The sequence below is a fragment of the Cellulomonas sp. PhB143 genome (genome assembly GCF_003752595.1).
Classification (GTDB): domain Bacteria; phylum Actinomycetota; class Actinomycetes; order Actinomycetales; family Cellulomonadaceae; genus Paraoerskovia.
The window spans coordinates 291915-310919 of record NZ_RKIJ01000012.1 but is presented as its reverse complement, the minus strand read 5'-3'; the positions used below and the strand labels follow the sequence as shown (position 1 = coordinate 310919).

General features: G+C 73.5%; 13 protein-coding genes. 4 read left to right on the top strand and 9 right to left on the bottom strand.

Features of this window, described 5'->3' with window-relative positions; translation table 11 throughout:
• Positions 1-44 precede the first annotated feature (44 nt).
• The 4 genes from EDF32_RS09665 to EDF32_RS09650 all read right to left on the bottom strand — a co-directional run bounded on the left by EDF32_RS09665 (position 45) and on the right by EDF32_RS09650 (position 6549).
• Positions 45-1913, bottom strand: a complete 1869-nt coding sequence (locus tag EDF32_RS09665) for a hypothetical protein (protein WP_123308314.1) — start codon at positions 1911-1913, stop codon at positions 45-47.
• A 66-nt stretch (positions 1914-1979) separates the two neighbouring features.
• Positions 1980-3845 (bottom strand): murein biosynthesis integral membrane protein MurJ, encoded by a 1866-nt coding sequence (gene murJ, locus EDF32_RS09660; protein ID WP_233565838.1) that lies wholly within the window; start codon positions 3843-3845, stop codon positions 1980-1982.
• The gene (locus EDF32_RS09655) at positions 3842-5935 is read right to left on the bottom strand and encodes a DUF6049 family protein (protein ID WP_123308313.1); all 2094 of its coding nucleotides are present in this window, start codon (positions 5933-5935) and stop codon (positions 3842-3844) included. The genes murJ and EDF32_RS09655 overlap by 4 nt, the downstream gene beginning before the upstream one ends.
• Positions 5932-6549, bottom strand: coding sequence for an NUDIX hydrolase (locus EDF32_RS09650; RefSeq protein WP_123308312.1), 618 nt, complete (start codon positions 6547-6549; stop codon positions 5932-5934). The genes EDF32_RS09655 and EDF32_RS09650 overlap by 4 nt, the downstream gene beginning before the upstream one ends.
• Between EDF32_RS09650 and EDF32_RS09645 the strand changes: the two genes are divergently transcribed.
• A complete protein-coding gene (locus EDF32_RS09645; RefSeq protein ID WP_123308311.1) occupies positions 6548-8137 on the top strand; it encodes a CCA tRNA nucleotidyltransferase in 1590 nt (529 codons plus the stop codon). The two genes, EDF32_RS09650 and EDF32_RS09645, sit on opposite strands and share 2 nt — an antisense overlap.
• Positions 8138-8337: 200 nt before the next feature.
• Here the strand turns inward: EDF32_RS09645 and EDF32_RS09640 are convergent, their stop codons facing one another.
• From EDF32_RS09640 to EDF32_RS09620, 5 genes are all read right to left on the bottom strand, one after another.
• Positions 8338-9942, bottom strand: coding sequence for an MDR family MFS transporter (locus EDF32_RS09640; RefSeq protein ID WP_123308310.1), 1605 nt, complete (start codon positions 9940-9942; stop codon positions 8338-8340).
• A 156-nt stretch (positions 9943-10098) separates the two neighbouring features.
• The gene (locus EDF32_RS09635) at positions 10099-11832 is read right to left on the bottom strand and encodes a GAF domain-containing SpoIIE family protein phosphatase (RefSeq protein WP_123308309.1); all 1734 of its coding nucleotides are present in this window, start codon (positions 11830-11832) and stop codon (positions 10099-10101) included.
• A 56-nt stretch (positions 11833-11888) separates the two neighbouring features.
• The gene (locus EDF32_RS09630; protein ID WP_123308308.1) at positions 11889-13262 is read right to left on the bottom strand and encodes an MFS transporter; all 1374 of its coding nucleotides are present in this window, start codon (positions 13260-13262) and stop codon (positions 11889-11891) included.
• 91 nt (positions 13263-13353) lie between these two features.
• Positions 13354-14445, bottom strand: a complete 1092-nt coding sequence (locus EDF32_RS09625; RefSeq protein WP_123308307.1) for an inositol-3-phosphate synthase — start codon at positions 14443-14445, stop codon at positions 13354-13356.
• Positions 14442-15101, bottom strand: coding sequence for a PadR family transcriptional regulator (locus EDF32_RS09620; RefSeq protein ID WP_123308306.1), 660 nt, complete (start codon positions 15099-15101; stop codon positions 14442-14444). Before EDF32_RS09620 ends, EDF32_RS09625 begins: the two co-directional genes overlap by 4 nt.
• 281 nt (positions 15102-15382) lie before the next feature.
• On the opposite strand from EDF32_RS09620, the gene EDF32_RS09615 reads away from it, so the two are divergent.
• The 3 genes from EDF32_RS09615 to EDF32_RS09605 all read left to right on the top strand — a co-directional run bounded on the left by EDF32_RS09615 (position 15383) and on the right by EDF32_RS09605 (position 18929).
• Positions 15383-17806 (top strand): transglycosylase domain-containing protein, encoded by a 2424-nt coding sequence (locus EDF32_RS09615; RefSeq protein WP_123308305.1) that lies wholly within the window; start codon positions 15383-15385, stop codon positions 17804-17806.
• A 183-nt stretch (positions 17807-17989) separates the two neighbouring features.
• Positions 17990-18280, top strand: a complete 291-nt coding sequence (gene rpsF / locus EDF32_RS09610) for a 30S ribosomal protein S6 (RefSeq protein WP_199734887.1) — start codon at positions 17990-17992, stop codon at positions 18278-18280.
• 109 nt (positions 18281-18389) lie between these two features.
• Positions 18390-18929, top strand: coding sequence for a single-stranded DNA-binding protein (locus EDF32_RS09605; protein ID WP_123308303.1), 540 nt, complete (start codon positions 18390-18392; stop codon positions 18927-18929).
• Positions 18930-19005 lie beyond the last annotated feature (76 nt).

Below are 19005 nucleotides of genomic sequence, written 5' to 3'. Positions count from 1 at the left end.
TGCTGCTGGGGGAACGCGCGGCGGTGCCTGCGTGTTCCGGAGGGTCAGGAGACGAGGATCTCGTTGAGCTCGACACGGTTCTTGCCGCCCGACGTCTGGGGCAGCTCGGGGAACCAGAGCACGAACGTGTCGGCCTCGGTCGCGTCGAACGACAGCTCCGTCTCGCTGGAGAACGCCGCGGTGGCGAGCACCTTGCCGTCGGTCGGCTTGTCCGCGCTCGTGGCCCGGACCTCGACCTTCCCGCCCGTGTCGTTGGTGTCGAGGATGATCGTCGACACCTTCGCCTTCTCCTTGAGGTGGATGGCGTACCCCACGCCCGACTTCATCCCGTAGGTCGGGTCGGAGTACGTCCGGGTGAACCAGAACGTCTCGGGCTGGCCGTCGTACGCCTGCGGCGCGTCGTCGGGGTGCTCGCCCTCGGAGTCGCCGGCGGCCTCCCCCTCGGGGTCGAGAGCCTCTCCGGAGTCGATGACGGGGCGCACCTCGGGCGTCTGGGTCGGCGTGGGCGACGGCTCGGGAGCCGGTGACTCCTCCGGCTTCGCCGAGTCCTTCGAGTCGCGCGGCTGCTCCGTGCGGGCCGCCGCGCCGTCGCTCTGGATCGGGGGCTCGTAGCCGCCGAAGACGGAGTTCAGGGCCCAGACCAGGCCGAGGACGACGACGAGGGCGACGACGACGAGCGTGATCCACGTGGGGTCGAAGCGACCGCCGCCCGCCTCCGCGCCGGCCGCGGCGGGGACGGGGCCGCCGGGCGGCCGTCCGCCCGGGCCCTGCGCCTGGGCGGCGTACTGGCCCTGCGCCGGAGCCGGACCCTGCGCCGGGACCTGGCCCGTGCCCTGTCCCTGCATCGCAGCGGCAGCGGCCGGCGACCACGGCGGTATCTCCGCGGTCGGGTAGGGCTGCTGGGGCCACGGCGCCGCGCCCGCAGGGGTCGCGCCGCTCGGCGGGAGGGAGGGCGGCATGGCGCCGGTCGGGGGAGCGGGGGGTGCGCCGTGCGTGGCTGCGGCACCGACCGCCGCGGCCCCGCCGACGGCGGCCGCGCCGTGCCCCCGTGAAGCCTGCCGACCGCCCGCGCCGCGGCCGTGCACCGACGTGCGCACGGGGGGGCGGGCCGGGTCCGGCGCGGCCGTCGGCGCCGCGGGCTGCTCGAAGGTCTGCCAGGGCTGGAGCGCGGCGACGAGCTGCCCCGGCGTGCGGGGGCCGTCGGTCGAGCGGGTGGTCAGGGTGCTCCGGCACAGGTCGGCGAGCCAGTCGGGCGTGTCCTCGGGGAGGTCGGGGACGCCGCCCGTGGTGCGCACCGCGGGCAGGGGACGGGCCGTGTCCGCGGTGAGCCACGGTGCGTCGAGCGGCTGGCCGGCCCAGCGGGCGGTGACGAGGTAGTGCAGGAGCGCCACGAGGTCGACCGTGTCGGTGCGGGAGGTGGCGTCCGGGTCGGACTGGTCGGCGCCCGCGATGCCCGCGTCGAGCCCGAGGCCCGTCAGCACGACGCGGGTGCCGTCGACCCGGACTGCCTCGGGGCGCAGCGCGAGGTGGTGCACGCCGCGCTGGCGCGCGGTCTCGAGCGCGGTGGCGACCTCCCCGACGATGGAGCGCGCCTGCTCGGGGTCGCAGAGGCCGCGGTCCACCAGCTCGGCCAGCGTGGCGCCGCGGAACTGCTCGGTCACGACGTAGGAGATGTCGCCCTGCGTGCCGACGTCCAGCACGCGGGTGATCCGCGGGTCGGCGACGAGCGCCGCGCGGCGGGCCGAGTCGAGCGCGATCGGGGCGACGGCGCCCTCCACGACGGCGACCTGGACGGGCCGGTCGAGCACCGCGTCCCGCGCGGTCCAGGACTCGACGCCCCGCAGGTCGGACGTCGCACGGTCGGCAAGACGGTAGCGCGCGGCGAGCGTCGTGCCGGGACGGAGCGTGCTCACGGAACCTCCGGGATCGGTGGCCGGGACGGCCGGTCGTGGTCCCGACCATGGTACGGGGAGTGCAGGTCAGCGCCGCCTCAGACGGGCCAGGACGGGGGAGACGACGCCGGTCAGCTCCTGCACGCGCAGCGCGCGCAGGACGACGACGTAGACGACGGTCATCACGAGGCCCACGGTGACCGTCACCGCGAGGGCATAGGTCCACGACAGCCCGAAGAGGTCGCCGAACGCCGCCTTGACGAGCAGGCCCGCGCCGGCGGCGACGAGGGTCGCGACGGTCACGCGGGTGAGCAGGCTCAGGATGCGGGTGCCGTCGATGCCGTCGAGCCGGCGGCGCAGCCCCACGGTGCGCAGGAGCACGACGGCGAAGTTCGCGATCGACATGGTGGCGGACAGCCCCACGACCCACCACTGCCCGGGGAGCACCAGGGTGGACAGCCAGCCGAGCCCGACGAGGATGACGGTGCGGATCGCCTGGATGACGAACACCGAGCGCCCGTCCTCGAAGGCGTAGTACACCCACTTCATCAGGGCCATGCCGCCGAGCGGGGCGAGGCCGACCGCCATGGCGATCAGGACCTGGCTGACCACCACGGCCGACGCCGCGTCGACGGACGGCAGGAGCAGCTTGGTGATGGGCAGGGCGAGCACGATCATCACGGCGGTCGCGAAGATGGTGAAGACGGACGTGATCCGCAGGCCGCGCGAGAGGTCGGAGCGGACCAGCGCCACGTTCCCGGCGGCCGCTGACGCGCTCATCCGCGTGAACAGGGCGGTCGCGATCGAGACGGTGACGAGCGAGTGGGGCAGCAGGTAGATGAGCAGGGCCTGGGAGTAGGCCGCGGGACCGGCGACCGCGAACGCCGACGGCGCGCTGGTCACCAGCCCGGTGACCAGACCTTCGCGTGCCGGGTCGTGGAGGTAGCTGCCGAACCCGTCGGCAAGGGCGGCCGACGGCGCCCCCGACGCCAGGCGGGTCTGGTACCAGACCCCGAGCTGGTCGAGCATGACCATGCCGAACGTCCAGCCGGCGACGGCGCCCACGGAGCGCAGCCCGATGCCGTGCAGCCCGAGCCGCACCCGCCACCGGAACCCCGACCGGTACAGGGGGACGAGGAGCACGACGGCCTGGCCCACGATCCCGGCGGTCGCCGTCCCGGCGAGCAGCGCGATCTTGGGCGCGTCCCAGGCGCTGAGGTTGTCGACCTGACCGGTGGCTGCGGGACCGTAGATCGCGATGAAGGCCGCGAACCCCGCGATCGAGATGACGTTGTTCAGCACCGGCGACCACATGTACGGCCCGAACTGGTGGCGGGCGTTGAGGACCTGGCCGAGCAGCGCGTACAGCCCGTAGAAGAACAGCTGGGGGATGCACCAGACGGCGAACGAGACGGCGAGGCCGAGCTGCGCGTCGGACCAGTCGGCGGAGGCGTAGACGCGGACGACGAACGGCGCGGCGGCGGTCATCGCGAGGGTGATGACGAGCATCACCAGCGAGGCGAGCGTGAGGAGCTTGCCGACGTTCTCCTCGGGGTTGCGGCCGCGGTAGATCCGCACGATCTGGGGGACGAGGACGGCGTTGAGCACGCCGCCCGCGAGGATCGCGAACAGCATGTTCGGGATCTTGTTGGCGATGTCGAACGCGTCGGCCGCGAGCCCGGTGACGCCGACCGCGGCGACCAGCAGCATGTTCCGCACGAGCCCGAGCGCGCGGGAGACGGCGGTGCCGACCGCCATGACGAGCGAGCTGCGCCCGAGGCTCTGGGCCGGGGGCAGGGTGCCGGAGGCGGCCTCGTCCGAGCCGCCGGTCTCCGGGGTGCCGGTGACGACCGGCTCGTCGGGATCCTCCACCGCCTCGGACCGCTCCTGGCGGACCTGGGCGTCCTGCGGCTCCAGGGGCGCCTGCGCGCCCCGGGGGCGGGCGTGCCTCATCGGGGGTCCTCCGGGTCGTGGGGGACGGCGGCGGCGCGCGTCGAGGCGCGGCCGCGCCGGACGGAGCGCCAGACGCCGGCGACGAGCAGGAGGCCGAGCAGGGCGGCGATCACGGCCGTCCCCACGGTCGCCCACGCGGCGCGCAGGCGCACGTCGAAGGTCTGGTCGGCGCCGACCTGCGCGCCGTCGGCGGCCTCGAGGTGCGCGGCGGCGCTGATGTTGCCGCTGCCGACGGCGGTCACGGCGACCTCGACGATCTGCTCGGTGCCTGCCGCGACGGTCGCCGTCGGGGCGGAGCCGACGCGCAGGCGGGGGTCGTCGGGGGTCAGGACGACGGTGACGGTGGCGTCCTGGGGCAGGTCGTTGCGCACGCGCACGGGCAGCCCGCCGGAGTCGGTGATCAGGTTGATGGTGCTCCCGGGGACGATCTGCACGCCGTCGACGACGTCCTGCGCGGCGGCGAGGGCCGTGTCGACCGCGGTGTCGCGCGTCGCGGGCGCGCCGCGGAAGGCCACGGACGTCGGCGCGACGAGGAGGCGGTCGACGGGCGCGGTCAGCGCCGCCGGGTCGTCCACCACGGCGGCGACGCCGGCGACGTCCTCGTGCTTGCGGGCGAGGGAGCGCAGGGTCGCGGTGGAGATCTCGCCGGGGTCCGGGCTCGCCTGGGGCAGGGGCGCGCGGGCGTCGTCGGACGAGTCGGCGGCGAGCAGGTCCTCGACCGGCCGCAGGGTCACCCACGGCGTCGTCGTGAGCGCGTCCAGGGCGGCGTCGGCCGCCGTCGGGTCCGGGTCCCAGTCCCGGGGGAGGGTCACGAGGACGTGCCGCGTGTCCGAGGGGCGCTCGGCCGCGATCGTCGCGGTCTCGGCCATCAGCCGGCGCTGCTGCACGAGCGGTGTGCTCCCGGCGTCGGGCGCGGCCTCCGACGCGGTGCCGACGAGGGTCCCGAGGACCGGGTCGGCGACGAGGACCGAGGCGTCACCCGCCGTCGTCCCGACCGCGTCCCGGGCCGACGGCGTCCCCCCGGAGCCGGGGACGGCGGCGGGCGTGCCGTCGTCGGACACGACCAGGGGGCGGCCGGCGCGGACGGACGTGGTGACCGAGGTGGCGTCGGTCGAGACGGGCCAGGCGAGGTCGGTGCGCCACGCGCCGAGGACGGCCGAGGGGCGGTCGGCGGGGAGCGGGACGCCCGCGTGCGCATAGGCGGAGACGTCCGGGTCGAACGCCGGGAGGGCGAACAGGTCCCGGCCGCCCGCGCCGTCCTGGAGCCGCGAGACCCAGGACGTCGCCGCGGCGTCGTCGGCGTCGTGGGCGGCGTCGACGAGCGCCGGGTCGGCCGCCCACGCGAGCTGGGGACGGTCCTGCGTCGCGGCGAGCACACGGTCGAGGCGCGAGCCCGGCGCGACGGCGGCGACGGTCGAGGCGCGGGCCTCGTCGTCGTCGGGCGCGGACGGGGGCCCGACGACGGGGACGGCGACGCTCAGGTCCACGGTGGGGGGCGCGACCGTCTCGGGGTCCCAGACCACGAAGGTGCGGGCCGCCGCGACCGGTCCACCGGCGTCGGACACGACGACGGCGAGGCCCTGGGCGCCCCACGACGTGTACCGGCCCAGGCCGAGCTGCGCCCACGAGACCTTGAACGTGACCGACGCCTTGCCGCCCGCGGGGACGGCCTTGAGCGTCTTCGCGGTGACCTCGCGCCCGTGCGGCTCGTCGGGGTCGGTCGAGTCCCAGGCCGCGACCCAGTCGCGCGTGTGCGCGGCGGAGTTCCGGTCGATCCCGAGCAGCGCGGTGGGAGTCTCGAGCGCCGCGTCGGACCCGTTGCGCACGACGGCGGTCACGGTGAGGTCGTGGCCCGAGGTCAGGACGTCGGGCGTCGCCTTCGTCAGGGTCACGGTGACGTCCGTGGCTGCGGTCGCGGCGGGGGGTCCGGTGGTGGGCGCTGCGGAGGCAGGTGACGCGGCGGCGCGCGGGGACGCCACGGCACCGGGCGCGAGCGCGGGCAGGAGGACGGCGACGCAGGCCAGCAGGGCGACGACGAGCGCGAGCGCGGCGCGAGGGACCATCGCGCCGCCGACGGGGATGGCGGTCATGCGAGGTCGGTGCGGTTCCGGGCGTCGCGGTTCACGGTCCCGCGCACGAGCGGGACGTCGGTCTGGCCGCGCAGGACCTCGTCGGCGGCGAGCGCCAGACGGCGCTCGTTCGGGTACGAGAGGCGGTCGGGCAGCTCGGCGAGGGGGATCCAGGCGGCGTCCTCCGCCTCCTGGTCCGGGTCGCCCTCGACGGAGATGACGCCACCGGTGGCGTGCAGCAGGAAGTGGTGGACGACCTTGTGCACGCGGCGGTCCGCGCCCGCGAACCAGTAGTCGATGGTGCCGAGCGGCCCGTCGACGACGCCGACGATGCCGGTCTCCTCCTGGATCTCGCGGACCGCGGCCTCCTCGGCCGTCTCGCTGCCCTCGAGGTGGCCCTTGGGCAGGCACCACTCGAGGCGCCCGCCGCGGTTGCGCCGGGCGATCACGGCGACGTTCGCGAGCCCGCTCGCGAGGTCGACGACGATCCCCCCGGCCGAGACCTCCTCCACCACGGGCAGCGGTGCGGGCGCGGGCGCGACGACCGGCGGCTCCTCCGGGTCGCGGTGCAGACGGAGCCCGCCCGGGGGCGCAGGAACCCCCCGGTTCTCCGGGGAGGGCGCGGGCGAGGACATGGCGTCACCTTACCTACCGCGCCTGACCTTCTGTGCTTGCCCGGTGGGTCCACCCCGCCCGGCCTCGGTAAACTCGTCGGTCGTGTCCTCCTCCGCGCAGCTCCCCGAGCCCGTGCCCGCCCTCCCGCCGGGCGCGGCGGCCTCGTTCGCGTCGACCGAGCGGACGGCGGTGGAGCTCGGCGAGCTCTTCCGCGACGCGGGGCACGAGCTCGCGCTCGTCGGCGGACCGGTGCGCGACGCGTTCCTGGGCCGCACCAGCAACGACCTGGACTTCGCGACGTCGGCGCGTCCCGACGAGACGCTGGCGCTGCTCGCCGCATGGGGGGACGCGCACTGGGACATCGGCAAGGAGTTCGGCACGATCGGCGCCAAGCGCTACGCCGCCGGCGCGCGCGGGGGCGCGCGTGCGGGCGGGCTCGCGCCCGACGACGTCGTCGTCGAGGTGACGACGTACCGCACGGACGAGTACGACCCGGCGTCCCGCAAGCCGCTCGTCGCGTTCGGCGACACCCTCGAGGGCGACCTCTCGCGTCGGGACTTCACCGTCAACGCGATGGCGGTGCGCGTCCCGGGGATGGAGTTCGTGGACCCGCACGGCGGCATGGCCGACCTCGCGGAGCAGATGCTGCGGACGCCGATCGCGCCGGAGCGCTCGTTCGACGACGACCCGCTGCGGATGATGCGGGCCGCGCGGTTCGCGGCTCAGCTGGGGTTCCACGTGGAACCGGCGACGGCCGAGGCGATCGTCGCGATGGCAGGGCGCATCGAGATCGTCTCGGCCGAACGCGTGCAGGTCGAGCTGTCGAAGCTGCTGTGCGCGCCCGAGCCGCGGCGAGGGCTCGAGGTGCTCGTCGACTCGGGGCTCGCGGCGCACGTGCTGCCCGAGCTCCCGGCCCTGCAGCTCGAGATCGACGAGCACCACCGGCACAAGGACGTCTACGACCACTCGCTGATCGTGCTCGACCAGGCGATCGCCCAGGAGACCGCGCCCGACGGCGTCGTCCCCGGCCCGGACCTCGTGCTGCGGCTCGCGTCGCTGCTGCACGACATCGGCAAGCCCGCCACGCGCCGGTTCGAGGAGGGCGGGGGCGTCAGCTTCCACCACCACGAGATCGTCGGCGCGAAGCTGGTCGCGAAGCGGCTGCGGGCGCTGAAGTACGAGAAGGCGGTCGTCAAGGACGTCTCGCGGCTCGTCGAGCTGCACCTGCGCTTCCACGGGTACGGCGAGGGGCAGTGGACGGACTCGGCGGTGCGCCGCTACGTGACGGACGCCGGCCCGCTGCTCGAGCGCCTGCACCGGCTGACGCGCGCGGACTGCACGACGCGCAACCGGCGCAAGGCCAAGCGTCTCTCGGACGCCTACGACGACCTGGAGCGCCGCATCGCCGAGCTGCGCGAGCGGGAGGAGCTCTCCGCCATCCGCCCCGACCTCGACGGGGGCCAGATCATGGCGACGCTCGGGATCGCGCCGGGGCCCGTCGTCGGGCAGGCGTACAAGCACCTGCTCGAGCTGCGGATGGAGCGGGGCCCGCTGGGCGAGGACGTCGCGCGCGAGGAGCTGCAGCGCTGGTGGGCGGCGCGGGACTGAGCGACCGGCGCTTCGTGTCGATCTGCCGCCGGGATCCCGCCGCCGGGCTCCCGACCGCCGGGCTCCCGCCGCCGGGCTCCCGCCGCCGGGCTCCCGCCGCCGGGCTCCCGCCGCCGAGCGCGTCATATGTCGGCCGGTTCGGCGTTCTGGACCCACTGAGGGCGCGTTCGGCGGTGGTGCGCCGGGCCGAGATGGGCGCGTCAGCGGGTCGCGCGCTCGCCGCTGGGCAGGCCGTAGTCGGTGTTCTCCACCGAGTCCGGGTCGTCCGCGGACGTCGGCTCGTGCTCGTCCGGCGCCGCCGCCGGCTCCGGGGTGAGGTCCTGCTCCTCCGGCGCGGGGCGTCGGAGCCAGAACGCGGCGACCACGGCCACCACGAGCACGGCGGCACCCCAGGCGAAGGCGCGGGCGACGCCTCCGGCGAGCGCCGTCGTCGGGCTCGCGCCGTCCTCCCCGAGCGCGAGGGACGTCGTCGTCAGCACGGCGACGAACAGCGCCGTGCCCGCAGCCCCGGCGAGCTGCTGCACGGTGCTGATGGCCGCGGAGCCGTGGGAGTACAGGTGCGGGGAGAGCGCGGAGAGCGCCGCGGTGAACAGCGGCGTGAAGACGAAGGCCAGACCGAGGCTGAGGACGACGTGCGCGCCGAGGACGTACCAGGTCGAGGTCTGCGCGTCGACCATGGCGAGCATGGCGAGGGACGCCGTCACCGCGACGGTGCCGGGCACCACGAGCGGGCGCGGCCCGACGCGGTCGTAGAGGGAGCCGACCGTCGGGCCGAGGAGGCCCATGAGCAGCCCGCCGGGAAGGACGAGGAGCCCGGTGGCGAGCGGCGTCATCCCGAGGACGTCCTGCAGGTACAGCGGCAGCAGGATGATCGACCCGAACAGCGCGACCATGGAGACCGCCATGATCGCCAGCGCCACGGTGAAGTCGCGGGCGGCGAAGACGCGCAGGTCGAGCAGGGCCTCGTCGCCGCGCTGCAGCGCGAGCTGGCGCCACACGAACAGGGCCAGCGCCGTGGCGCCGCCCGCCAGCGGCACCCACACGGGCACCACCGTGGTCGCCTGCGCGGCCTCGCCGAGGCTCGAGAGGCCGTAGACGAGGCCGCCGAACGCCGCGGCGGCGAGCAGCAGCGACCACGGGTCGAGCCGGGTGGAGCTGCGCTCGGCGGTGTCGCGGACGAACACCGCGCCGAGCACGAGGGAGACCAGGGCGATCGGCAGGACGACGAGGAAGATCGTGCGCCAGCCGGACACCTCGAGCACCGCGCCGGACAATGTCGGGCCGAGCGCCGGGGCGGCCGACATGACGATCGCGACGTTGCCCATCACACGCCCGCGGGAGCGCGGCGGGACCACGGTCATGATGGTCGTCATCAGCAGCGGCAGCATGATCGCGGTGCCCGACGCCTGGACCACGCGGCCCGCGAGGAGCATCGGGAACCCGGGGGACATCGCCGCCACGAGGGTTCCGGCGCTGAACAGCGCCATCGCCAGGACGTACGCGCGGCGGGTCCCGAGGCGCTGGATCACCCAGCCCGTCGCGGGGATGACGACGGCCATGGTGAGCATGAACGCCGTCGTCAGCCACTGGCCGACGGCCGGCGTGATCCCCAGCTCGTCCATGATCGGGGGCAGCGCGACGCCCATCGTCGTCTCGTTGAGGATCACCACGAACGCCGACAGCAGGAGCAGGGCGACCACGACGACGTCCTGGCGCGGCATCCGCGTCGCCTCCGGGGCGGGGGCCGCGGGCGCGGTGACGGCGGGGGAGACGGCCGTCGTCGTCGGCTCGGTCGAGGGGTGCATGGCTCTCCTGGTGGCGACCGCGCCCTCCGGGACGCCGGCCTACGAGCGGGTGTCGAGCGGCTGCTCGGGGCGGGTAGGTCGATCTTGCTGGCACAACCGCGCCGGGGGCCAGCGGATTCCCGGCGAGGGGCCCGGGGACGGCTCCGGCGGTGGGGGTCAGGCCGTGTGGCGGACCACCAGGACGCAGAGGTCGTCCTCGAGCGAGCGGCCGGTCATCGCCCCGACCAGCAGGTCGCGGATCGCGGACGCGTCGGCGCCGCGGGGGAGCGCGCCCGCCGCCGCGACGAGCTCCGCCAGGCCCTCGCGCTGGCCGCGGTCGCGTCGCTCGACGAGCCCGTCGGTGTAGAGCACGAGCGTCGCACCGGGCTCGAGGCGGACGGCCGCCTCCGTCGGGGCGTGCAGGTTCGTGATGCCGATCGGTGTCGTCAGCGCCTCGTCGAGCAGCGTCACGGTGCCGTCGGGCGCCAGGAGGAGCGGGGGCAGGTGGCCCGCCCGCGCGTAGGTGACGGTCCGCGCGGCGGGCTCGCCGGCCGCGGCGGGCGAGACCCGCAGGTACGCGCACGTGGCGATGTCCGCCATGCCGAGCCCCCGGACGAGCTGGTCGAGGCCGTCGAGCACCTCGAGCGGGGACGCGCCGGACCAGGCGCGCGAGCGCAGCACCGAGCGGAGCTGGCCCATCGAGGCGGCCGCCTCGATGTCGTGCCCGACGACGTCCCCCACCGCGAGGCCGACCGTCCCGTCCTCGAGGGGGATCACGTCGTACCAGTCGCCGCCGACGTCGGCGCGCGCCGTCGCGGGCACGTACGCGGCCGCGCAGTCGAGGCCGGGCACCGGCGTGAGCTCGGGCAGCATGCTCCGCTGCAGCGTCACCGCGCGGCTGTGCTCGCGGGCGTAGAGGCGGGCGTTGTCCAGGGCGAGGCCGCTGCGCGCGCCGACCGCGGTGATGTCGGCGACGTCGTCCCGCGTGAAGGCCTGGTGGGTCTTGCCCGAGACGATCGTCAGGACGCCGAACGGCCGGTCCCGCCCGCGCAGGGGCACGACGATCGACGTGCCCAGCCCCAGCGTGCGCAGCGCCTCGAGCTCGAGGGGCTCGACGCGGCTCGGGATGTCGGCGAGGTCGTTGTGGAACGGCGCGGGCAGGTAGTCGTTGCCGACGGCGACGACGTGGTTGATCATCGGCGACTCGCGCAGCCAGCGGGTGCTCTGCTCGAGTGCCAGCGCCGCGCCGGCCTTGGCCGCGTCGGCGGCGGCAACGTGGATCCGGGCCACCGCGCCGCGCTCGTCGAGGACGGCGACCAGGCACCAGTCCCCGAAGTGCGGCGCGACGAGCTCGGGGAGCAGGGCGGCTCCCTGGCGCTCGTCGAACAGCTCGACGAGCGCCTGGGTGATCGACGCGAGCAGGGACAGGCGGGTGTTCTGCCGCTCCGCGAGCGCGTGCTCGCGCTCGCGGGCCTGCTCGTCGAGGACGCGCTCGCTCACGTCGGCCTGGATCCCCACGTGGTGGGTGATGCGGCCGTCGTCGTCGCGGACGGGCGCGACCACGAGCTGGTTCCAGAACCGGGTGCCGTCCTTGCGGACGTTCAGCACGGTCTCGGCGACGGGCCGGCCCGCGGCCACGGCCGCGGAGATGCGCTGCACGGCGGCGCGGTCGACGTCGTCGGCCTGCAGGAAGCGGCAGTTGCGCCCGACGACGTCCGCGGCCAGGTAGCCGGTGGTGCGCTCGAACGCCTCGTTGACCCAGACGACCGGGTTGTCGGGCAGGCTCGCGTCGGAGATCGCGAACGACAGGTCGCTGCGCACGGTGGAGCGCAGGTGGAGCTCGGCCGGGAGGGCGGCGGACGCCGTCGGGCGGTCTCGCGTGGCGTCGGCCGGCGGGCATGCAGGGTGCATCGGGTCCCCGGTTCGTGCTGTGCGCAGGCCGTGGTCTCGACCGTGCGACGACGCCGTCAGCCGCGCGTCCTGGGGGATTGTGGCTGGTCGGTGGCCCTCTTGTCCACATCGGCGCCCGTCGCGAGGGCCGGCGTCGGCACGTCGGCCGGGGAGCGCGCCCCGAACAGTCCCAGGGCCGCGGCGAGGAGGCCGTACGCGACGGCCAGGAGGACGAACACGGTGGCGGACCAGCCGGTGTCCGGCAGGGTGACGGCGGCGAGCGCCGCGGCGCCGACGAAGGCCGCGTTGTAGAGCATGTCGTACAGCGAGAACGCGCGGCCGCGGTACTGGTCGACGGTGTCGCGCTGCACGATCGTGTCGACGCAGATCTTGGTGCCCTGCGCGGCGAGCCCGAGCAGGACGGCGCCCACGAGCATGGTCGTGCGCGTCAGCGAGACGGTCAGGAGCAGCTGGCTGACGGCGGCGAGCGACAGCATCATGACCATCCACCGGTGCGGGCCGGTGCGGGGGCTCAGCGTCGGGGTCGTCAGCACGGCGATGCCGAAGCCGAGGCCCGACGCCGCGAGGACGGTGCCGAACGTCGTCAGGCCGGCCTGGGTGTCCGCCGGGTCGGAGAGCAGGTTGCGCGAGATGAGGATGCTCGCCACGAACGTCACGCCGTAGACGAACCGGTGCGCCGCCATGACGAGCAGCGCCTGGCCGGGGGTGCGGCGCAGCCACGCGTACCGGGCGCCGTCGGCCAGCCCGCGGGCGACGCGCACGAGCTCGTTGCGCACGTCCGGGCCGGTGGCCGTGCGCAGCGGGCCGAGCTGGTCGCGGCCGAGGCGCAGCGCGAGCACCGCGGCGGTGCCGAACACCAGCGCGGAGACCGTCAGCGCGATCGCGTCCTTCGCGCGGCCCGGGTCGAGCAGCAGCCCGAGGACGAGGCCCAGCCCGCCGCCGAGCCCCGCGGCGACGGCGCCGAGGGTGGGCGCCAGGGAGTTCGCGGTCAGGAGCAGCGGGCCGTCGACGACGCGCGGCTGGGCGGCGGACAGCGCGGAGAGCAGGAACCGGTTGACCGAGAGGTTCACCAGCGCCAGGACGTAGACCCACGGCCCGACGCCGGAGGTCACCATGATCGCGGCGATCGTCAGCGTCAGGACCAGCCGCAGCGCGTTGCCGTACGCGAGCACCTGGCGCCGGCGCCACCGGTCGAGGAAGACGCCGGCCCACGGCCCGACGATCGTGAACGGCGCGAGCAGGACGGCGAACGCCACCGCGACGTCGGCCGCCGTGCCCTGCGACTCGGGGGAGAAGAAGAACAGCGTCGCGAGCCCGACCTGGAACATCCCGTCCCCGCACTGGGAGACCAGGCGCACCGTGAACAGCCGCCGGAAGCCGCGCAGGCGCAGCAGCTGGTTCAGGTCGCGGAGCACGGGCACGGGGCCCATCCTCCCACCCGCCCGACGACGGAGGGCCGGCGCCACCGTGTCGGTGGCGCCGGCCCTCGGGTCGAGCGGTGGAGCGGGTCGGTGCTCCGGGTCAGCGCTCGATGTCACCGGCGATGAAGGCCTCCAGCTGGGCACGGCCCAGGGTGTCCTCCATCTGCACCGGCGGCGACTTCATGAAGTACGTCGAGGCCGAGAGGATCGGGCCGCCGACGCCGCGGTCCTTGGCGATCTTCGCGGCGCGCACGGCGTCGATGATGATGCCGGCCGAGTTGGGGGAGTCCCAGACCTCGAGCTTGTACTCGAGGTTCAGGGGCACCTCGCCGAACGCGCGGCCCTCGAGGCGGACGTAGGCCCACTTGCGGTCGTCGAGCCACTGGACGTAGTCCGAGGGGCCGATGTGGACGTTGCGGTCCTCCTTCTTGCCGCCGAGGGGGCCGGTCAGGTTGGAGGTCACGGCCTGCGTCTTGGAGATCTTCTTCGACTCGAGGCGGTCGCGCTCGAGCATGTTCTTGAAGTCCATGTTGCCGCCGACGTTCAGCTGGTACGTGCGGTCCAGCACGACGCCGCGCTGCTCGAAGAGCTTCGCGAGCACGCGGTGCGTGATGGTGGCGCCGACCTGCGACTTGATGTCGTCGCCGACGATCGGCACGCCGGCCTCCTCGAACTTCGCGGCCCACTCCGGGTCGGACGCGATGAACACGGGCAGCGCGTTGACGAACGCCACGCCGGCGTCGATGGCGCACTGGGCGTAGTACTTCGCGGCGACCTCGGACCCGACGGGCAGGTAGCAGACGAGGACGTCGACCTGCGCCTCGCGCAGCGCGGCGACGATGTCGACCGGCTCCGCGTCGGACTCCTCGATGGTCTCGCGGTAGTACTTGCCGAGGCCGTCGTTCGTCACGCCGCGCTGGACGGTGATGCCCGTCGGCGGGACGTCCGCGATCTTGATCGTGTTGTTCTCGGAGGCGTTGATCGCCTCGGCGAGGTCGAACCCGACCTTCTTCGCGTCGACGTCGAACGCCGCCACGAACTCGAGGTCGGAGACGTGGTAGTCCCCGAACTGCACGTGCATGAGCCCGGGCACCGTGCTGGTGGGCTCGGCGTCGCGGTAGAAGTGCACGCCCTGGACCAGTGACGATGCGCAGTTACCGACGCCAACGATGGCGACGCGGATGGAGGTCATCCTCGCTCCTTGATGTTCGTGCCGGGACGCGGGACGTCGTCGGCGGTGGTGTTCTTCTCGGTGGTGCGACCTGTGGAGGTCTGAGGACCGTCGTCGTGCGGACGGCGCCGGTCGCGTTCTGTGGTGATGAGCCCGTCGAGCCACCGGACCTCGCGCTCGACCTGTTCCAGGCCGTGGCGCTGCAGCTCGAGGGTGTACTCGTCGAGGCGTTCGCGGGTCCGCGCGGCGGACTCCCGGACCGCCTCGAGGCGCTCGGTGAGCCGGGTGCGCCGGCCCTCGAGGATCCTCAGGCGGGTCTCGGCGTCGGTCTGCGCGAAGAACGCGAACCGGACGTCGAAGCTCTCGTCCTCCCAGGCCGCGGGGCCCGACGACGCGAGCTCGGTCTGGAGGTGCTCCTTGCCCTCGGCGGTGAGCTCGTAGACGATCCGGGACCGCTTGCCCGCGAGGGCGTGCGGCGGGACCGCCGTGGACTCGGTGCCGACGATGAGGCCGCGCGCGACCATGCTCTTGAGCATGGGGTAGAGCGACCCGTACGAGAGGGCGCGGAACGAGCCGAGCAGCACGTTGAGGCGCTTGCGGAGCTCGTAGCCGTGCAGCGGCGTCTCCGTCAGCAGACCGAGGATCGCGGTCTCGAGCACACCGGAGCCTCGGCGCACTGATTCCTCCTCGGAAAGGGACGGGGGGCCGTGCTGGACGGCGCTGGACGATCGACTCGATGTATCGAGCCGATACATCGTCATGCTAGGTGTACCAGATCGAGGGGCCTTTGCGCGAGTACGGGCCGGGGGTGTGAAGAACCGGCGAACGTGTCGCACGCCTCCGGTAGAACTGCGGGCGGGGGCCGGGGGGCCGCCGGGGCGAGCGTCTAGTGTTCCCTGTGGTCCGCCGCGCCCCCCGGCCGGCGACCGGCCCCGTCGTCCCACCAGGAAGGTCCATCGTGGCGAGTCCCGCGACGCGATCCAGCGCCCCCACCCGGCGCCGTCGCTTCTTCGACTACCCGCGCGCGCACGTCACGGGCTTGCGCCGCTGGCTGCCCTCGTGGCGCGTCGTCGTCGGCACGGTCCTGGCGGTCGTCGCGCTGGTCACGGGCGTCGTCATCGCCGCGTGGGCCACGACGGACGTGCCGAAGGAGCTGCCCAGCGCGCAGGACCAGTCGAGCACGCTCTACTTCTCGGACGGCACGACCGAGATGGCCTCCTTCTACGTCGACGGGGGCAACCGCGCGAGCGTCTCCTACGGCGACCTTCCCAAGTACGTGGGCGACTCGGTCGTCGCGTCGGAGGACACCACCTTCTGGACGAACCAGGGCGTCGACCCCAAGGGGATCGTCCGCGCCGCGGTGAACAACGTCCGCGGCGGCGGGCGCCAGGGCGCCTCGACCCTCACCCAGCAGTACGCCGAGCGGTACTACACGGGCACGACGACGAGCTACGCGGGCAAGGTCAAGGAGGTCCTGCTGGCGCTGAAGATCACGCAGGACCAGCCCAAGCAGGAGATCCTCGAGAACTACCTCAACACCATCTACTTCGGCCGCGGCGCGTACGGGATCGAGCAGGCCGCGCAGACCTACTACGGCATCCCCGCCGCGGACATGACCGTCTCCCAGTCGGCGCTGCTCGCCGGGATCATCCCCGCGCCGTCGTCCTGGGACCCTGCGTCGAACCCGGAGATGGCGGAGCAGCGCTGGAACCGCGTGCTCGACCACATGGTCACCGACGGCTACCTGACCGCGCAGGACCGCAAGGACGCGACCTTCCCGAAGACGCTCGACAAGAAGACCCAGAACCGCTACAAGGGCACCAACGGGTACCTCGTGCAGATGGCGCGCGACGAGCTCGTCAAGAGCGGGCGCTTCACCGAGGACGACCTCGACACCGGCGGCTACAAGATCGTCACCACGGTCGACAAGGACATGCAGAAGCAGGCCGTCAAGGCCGCGCAGTCCCTGCCCGACGACGCCGACAAGAACATCCGCGTCTCCCTCGTCTCGACCGACCCGAAGACGTCGGGGATCCGCGCGCTCTACGGCGGCCCGGACGCGGTCAAGCAGGCGTACAACACCTCGACGCTGGGCGCCGCGCAGGCAGGCTCCACGTTCAAGCCGTTCACGCTCATCGCCGGCCTCGAGAACGGCAAGACGCTCCAGGACAGCTACAACGGCAACGACCCGCAGCAGTACGGCGACTGGAAGGTCACGAACTTCGGCCACGAGAGCCTCGGGTCGAACACCAGCCTGCTGCGGGGGCTCACCTACTCCGTGAACACGGTGTTCGGCGGGCTCAACGTCGACATCGGGCCGGACAAGACGGCCGACGTCGCGAAGCGCCTCGGCATCACGGAGAAGGTCGACCCGGTCCCGTCCAACGTCCTCGGGATCACCCACGTGCACGGCGTCGACCTCGCCAACGCGTACAACACGATCGCCGACGGCGGGCAGTACAGCCCCGTGCACATCGTCGACAGCGTCTCGACGCGCGCCGGCGAGACCGTGTTCACGGGCGCGAAGGCGCCCAAGCGCGTCGTCGACCAGGACATCATCAACGGCGTCACGTACGCGATGACGCAGGTCGTGCAGGAGGGCTCGGGCCGCGAGGCCCTCGCCCTGGACCGTCCCGTCGCCGGCAAGACCGGCACGTCGAACAGCAACCGGTCGGCGTGGTTCGCCGGGTTCGTGCCCCAGCTGACCACCGTCGTCGGGATCTACCAGGTCTCCGACGACGGGAAGTCGGAGGAGGAGATCCAGCCTTTCGGCGAGTGGAAGCAGCAGGGCCGCACCATCACCGGATCGACGTTCCCGGCCCGCGCCTGGACCGAGTACATGCAGGCCGTGCTGAAGGACGAGCCCGTGGAGGACTTCCCCGAGTACGTCGCGCCGACGCCGACCTGGTCGCCGGAGCCCGAGGAGACCCAGGAGCCGCAGGAGACCCAGGAGCCCGAGGAGACGAAGTCCCCGGAGCCGAAGGAGATCGAGACGGTCGACGTGCCGGGCGGGCTCGTCGGGACGGACAGCGGCTCCGCGTCGGGGGCCCTGAGCGCCGCCGGGCTGAACGCGTCCATCACCGAGGAGTACTCCGACCAGCCCAAGGGCACCGTGCTGCGCGTGCTGGGCAAGAGCTCGGTGCCGGCCGGGTCGACGATCGGGCTCGTGGTGTCCAAGGGGCCGGACCCGACGAAGGTCGAGCCGAAGCCCGAGCCCACGCAGACGCAGGAGCCCGAGGACCCGCAGCCCACGCCGACGCAGACGGACGACGGCGGCGGCGACGGTGGCGGCGACGACCAGGGTGACGGCACCGGCGACAAGCCCGGCGACAAGCCTGGCGACCAGGCGAAGAAGGCGTTGTCGAGGCTGGTCGGCGACTGACGTCGTCGGCCGCCCCGGATCTCATCGGGAGCACGCCGCGCGAGCGGGTATCCTTGATGACTGCTGTGCCCGCGTCCGGGCGGCCGACCTGGCCCGCCGGCGCACGGGACCCACGCAGCGCACGCAGAACCCTCCTGTCACGGAGATTCCGTGACCGCAGAGTCCACAGGAGGTGGGTTGAACATGCGTAAGTACGAGATGATGGTGATCCTCGACCCCAGTGTCGAAGAGCGCACCGTCGCACCGTCCCTCGACAAGTACCTCTCGGTCATCACGACCGACGGCGGTTCGGTCGACAAGGTCGACATCTGGGGCCGTCGGCGCCTCGCGTACGAGATCCAGAAGAAGTCCGAGGGCATCTACGCCGTCGTGGACTTCACCTCGACCTCGGACACCGCCAAGGAGCTCGACCGTCAGCTCGGCCTCAACGAGGTCGTCCTGCGGACCAAGATCCTGCGCACCGACGCCAGCTGAGACCCCGCGTCCACACCCCCGCACACGTCGCAGCGCCTGTGTCCCAGCCTCGTGGTTGGGTAGGCGCAGCAGACGAGCCCCGCAGGGCACCCCTACCTAAGGAGTTGGCATGGCCGGCGACACCATCATCACGGTGATCGGAAACCTGACGGCAGACCCGGAGCTCCGGTTCACGCCGTCCGGTGCTGCCGTCGCCAACTTCACGGTGGCGTCCACGCCCCGGCAGTTCGACCGTCAGAGCAACGAGTGGAAGGACGGCGACACGCTGTTCATGCGCTGCTCGATCTGGCGCGAGGCTGCCGAGAACGTGGCGGAGTCCCTGACCAAGGGCATGCGTGTGATCGCCCAGGGCCGTCTGGTCCAGCGGTCGTACGAGACGCGCGAGGGTGAGAAGCGCACGGTCGTCGAGCTGCAGGTGGAGGAGGTCGGACCTTCTCTCAAGTACGCCTCGGCCAAGGTCACGCGGGCCCAGCGCTCGGGTGGCGGCGGAGGCGGCTTCGGCGGCGGCAACGCCGGCGGAGGCAGCAGCAACGGCGGCGGTGGCTTCAACGGAGGCGGCCCGTCCGGCGGCGGACAGAACAACGACCCGTGGGCCACGGCAGGCCCCGCCTCCTCCGGTGGCGGGTTCTCCGACGAGCCCCCGTTCTGATCGCCGCTCACCCCCCAGATCATCTGACCGGGTCGCGCCGAGCGCGGTCCGGTGACCAGAAGTAAGGAGCAACACC

Bases quoted from the DNA above. Each gene is read 5' to 3' on its own strand.
- murJ (WP_233565838.1), bottom strand. From the start codon at position 3,845: ATGAGGCACGCCCGCCCCCGGGGCGCGCAGGCGCCCCTGGAGCCGCAG.
- EDF32_RS09655 (WP_123308313.1), bottom strand. From the start codon at position 5,935: ATGACCGCCATCCCCGTCGGCGGCGCGATGGTCCCTCGCGCCGCGCTC.
- EDF32_RS09645 (WP_123308311.1), top strand. From the start codon at position 6,548: ATGGCGTCACCTTACCTACCGCGCCTGACCTTCTGTGCTTGCCCGGTG.
- EDF32_RS09650 (WP_123308312.1), bottom strand. From the start codon at position 6,549: ATGTCCTCGCCCGCGCCCTCCCCGGAGAACCGGGGGGTTCCTGCGCCC.
- EDF32_RS09640 (WP_123308310.1), bottom strand. From the start codon at position 9,942: ATGCACCCCTCGACCGAGCCGACGACGACGGCCGTCTCCCCCGCCGTC.
- EDF32_RS09635 (WP_123308309.1), bottom strand. From the start codon at position 11,832: ATGCACCCTGCATGCCCGCCGGCCGACGCCACGCGAGACCGCCCGACG.
- EDF32_RS09630 (WP_123308308.1), bottom strand. From the start codon at position 13,262: ATGGGCCCCGTGCCCGTGCTCCGCGACCTGAACCAGCTGCTGCGCCTG.
- EDF32_RS09625 (WP_123308307.1), bottom strand. From the start codon at position 14,445: ATGACCTCCATCCGCGTCGCCATCGTTGGCGTCGGTAACTGCGCATCG.
- rpsF (WP_199734887.1), top strand. From the start codon at position 17,990: ATGCGTAAGTACGAGATGATGGTGATCCTCGACCCCAGTGTCGAAGAG.
- EDF32_RS09605 (WP_123308303.1), top strand. From the start codon at position 18,390: ATGGCCGGCGACACCATCATCACGGTGATCGGAAACCTGACGGCAGAC.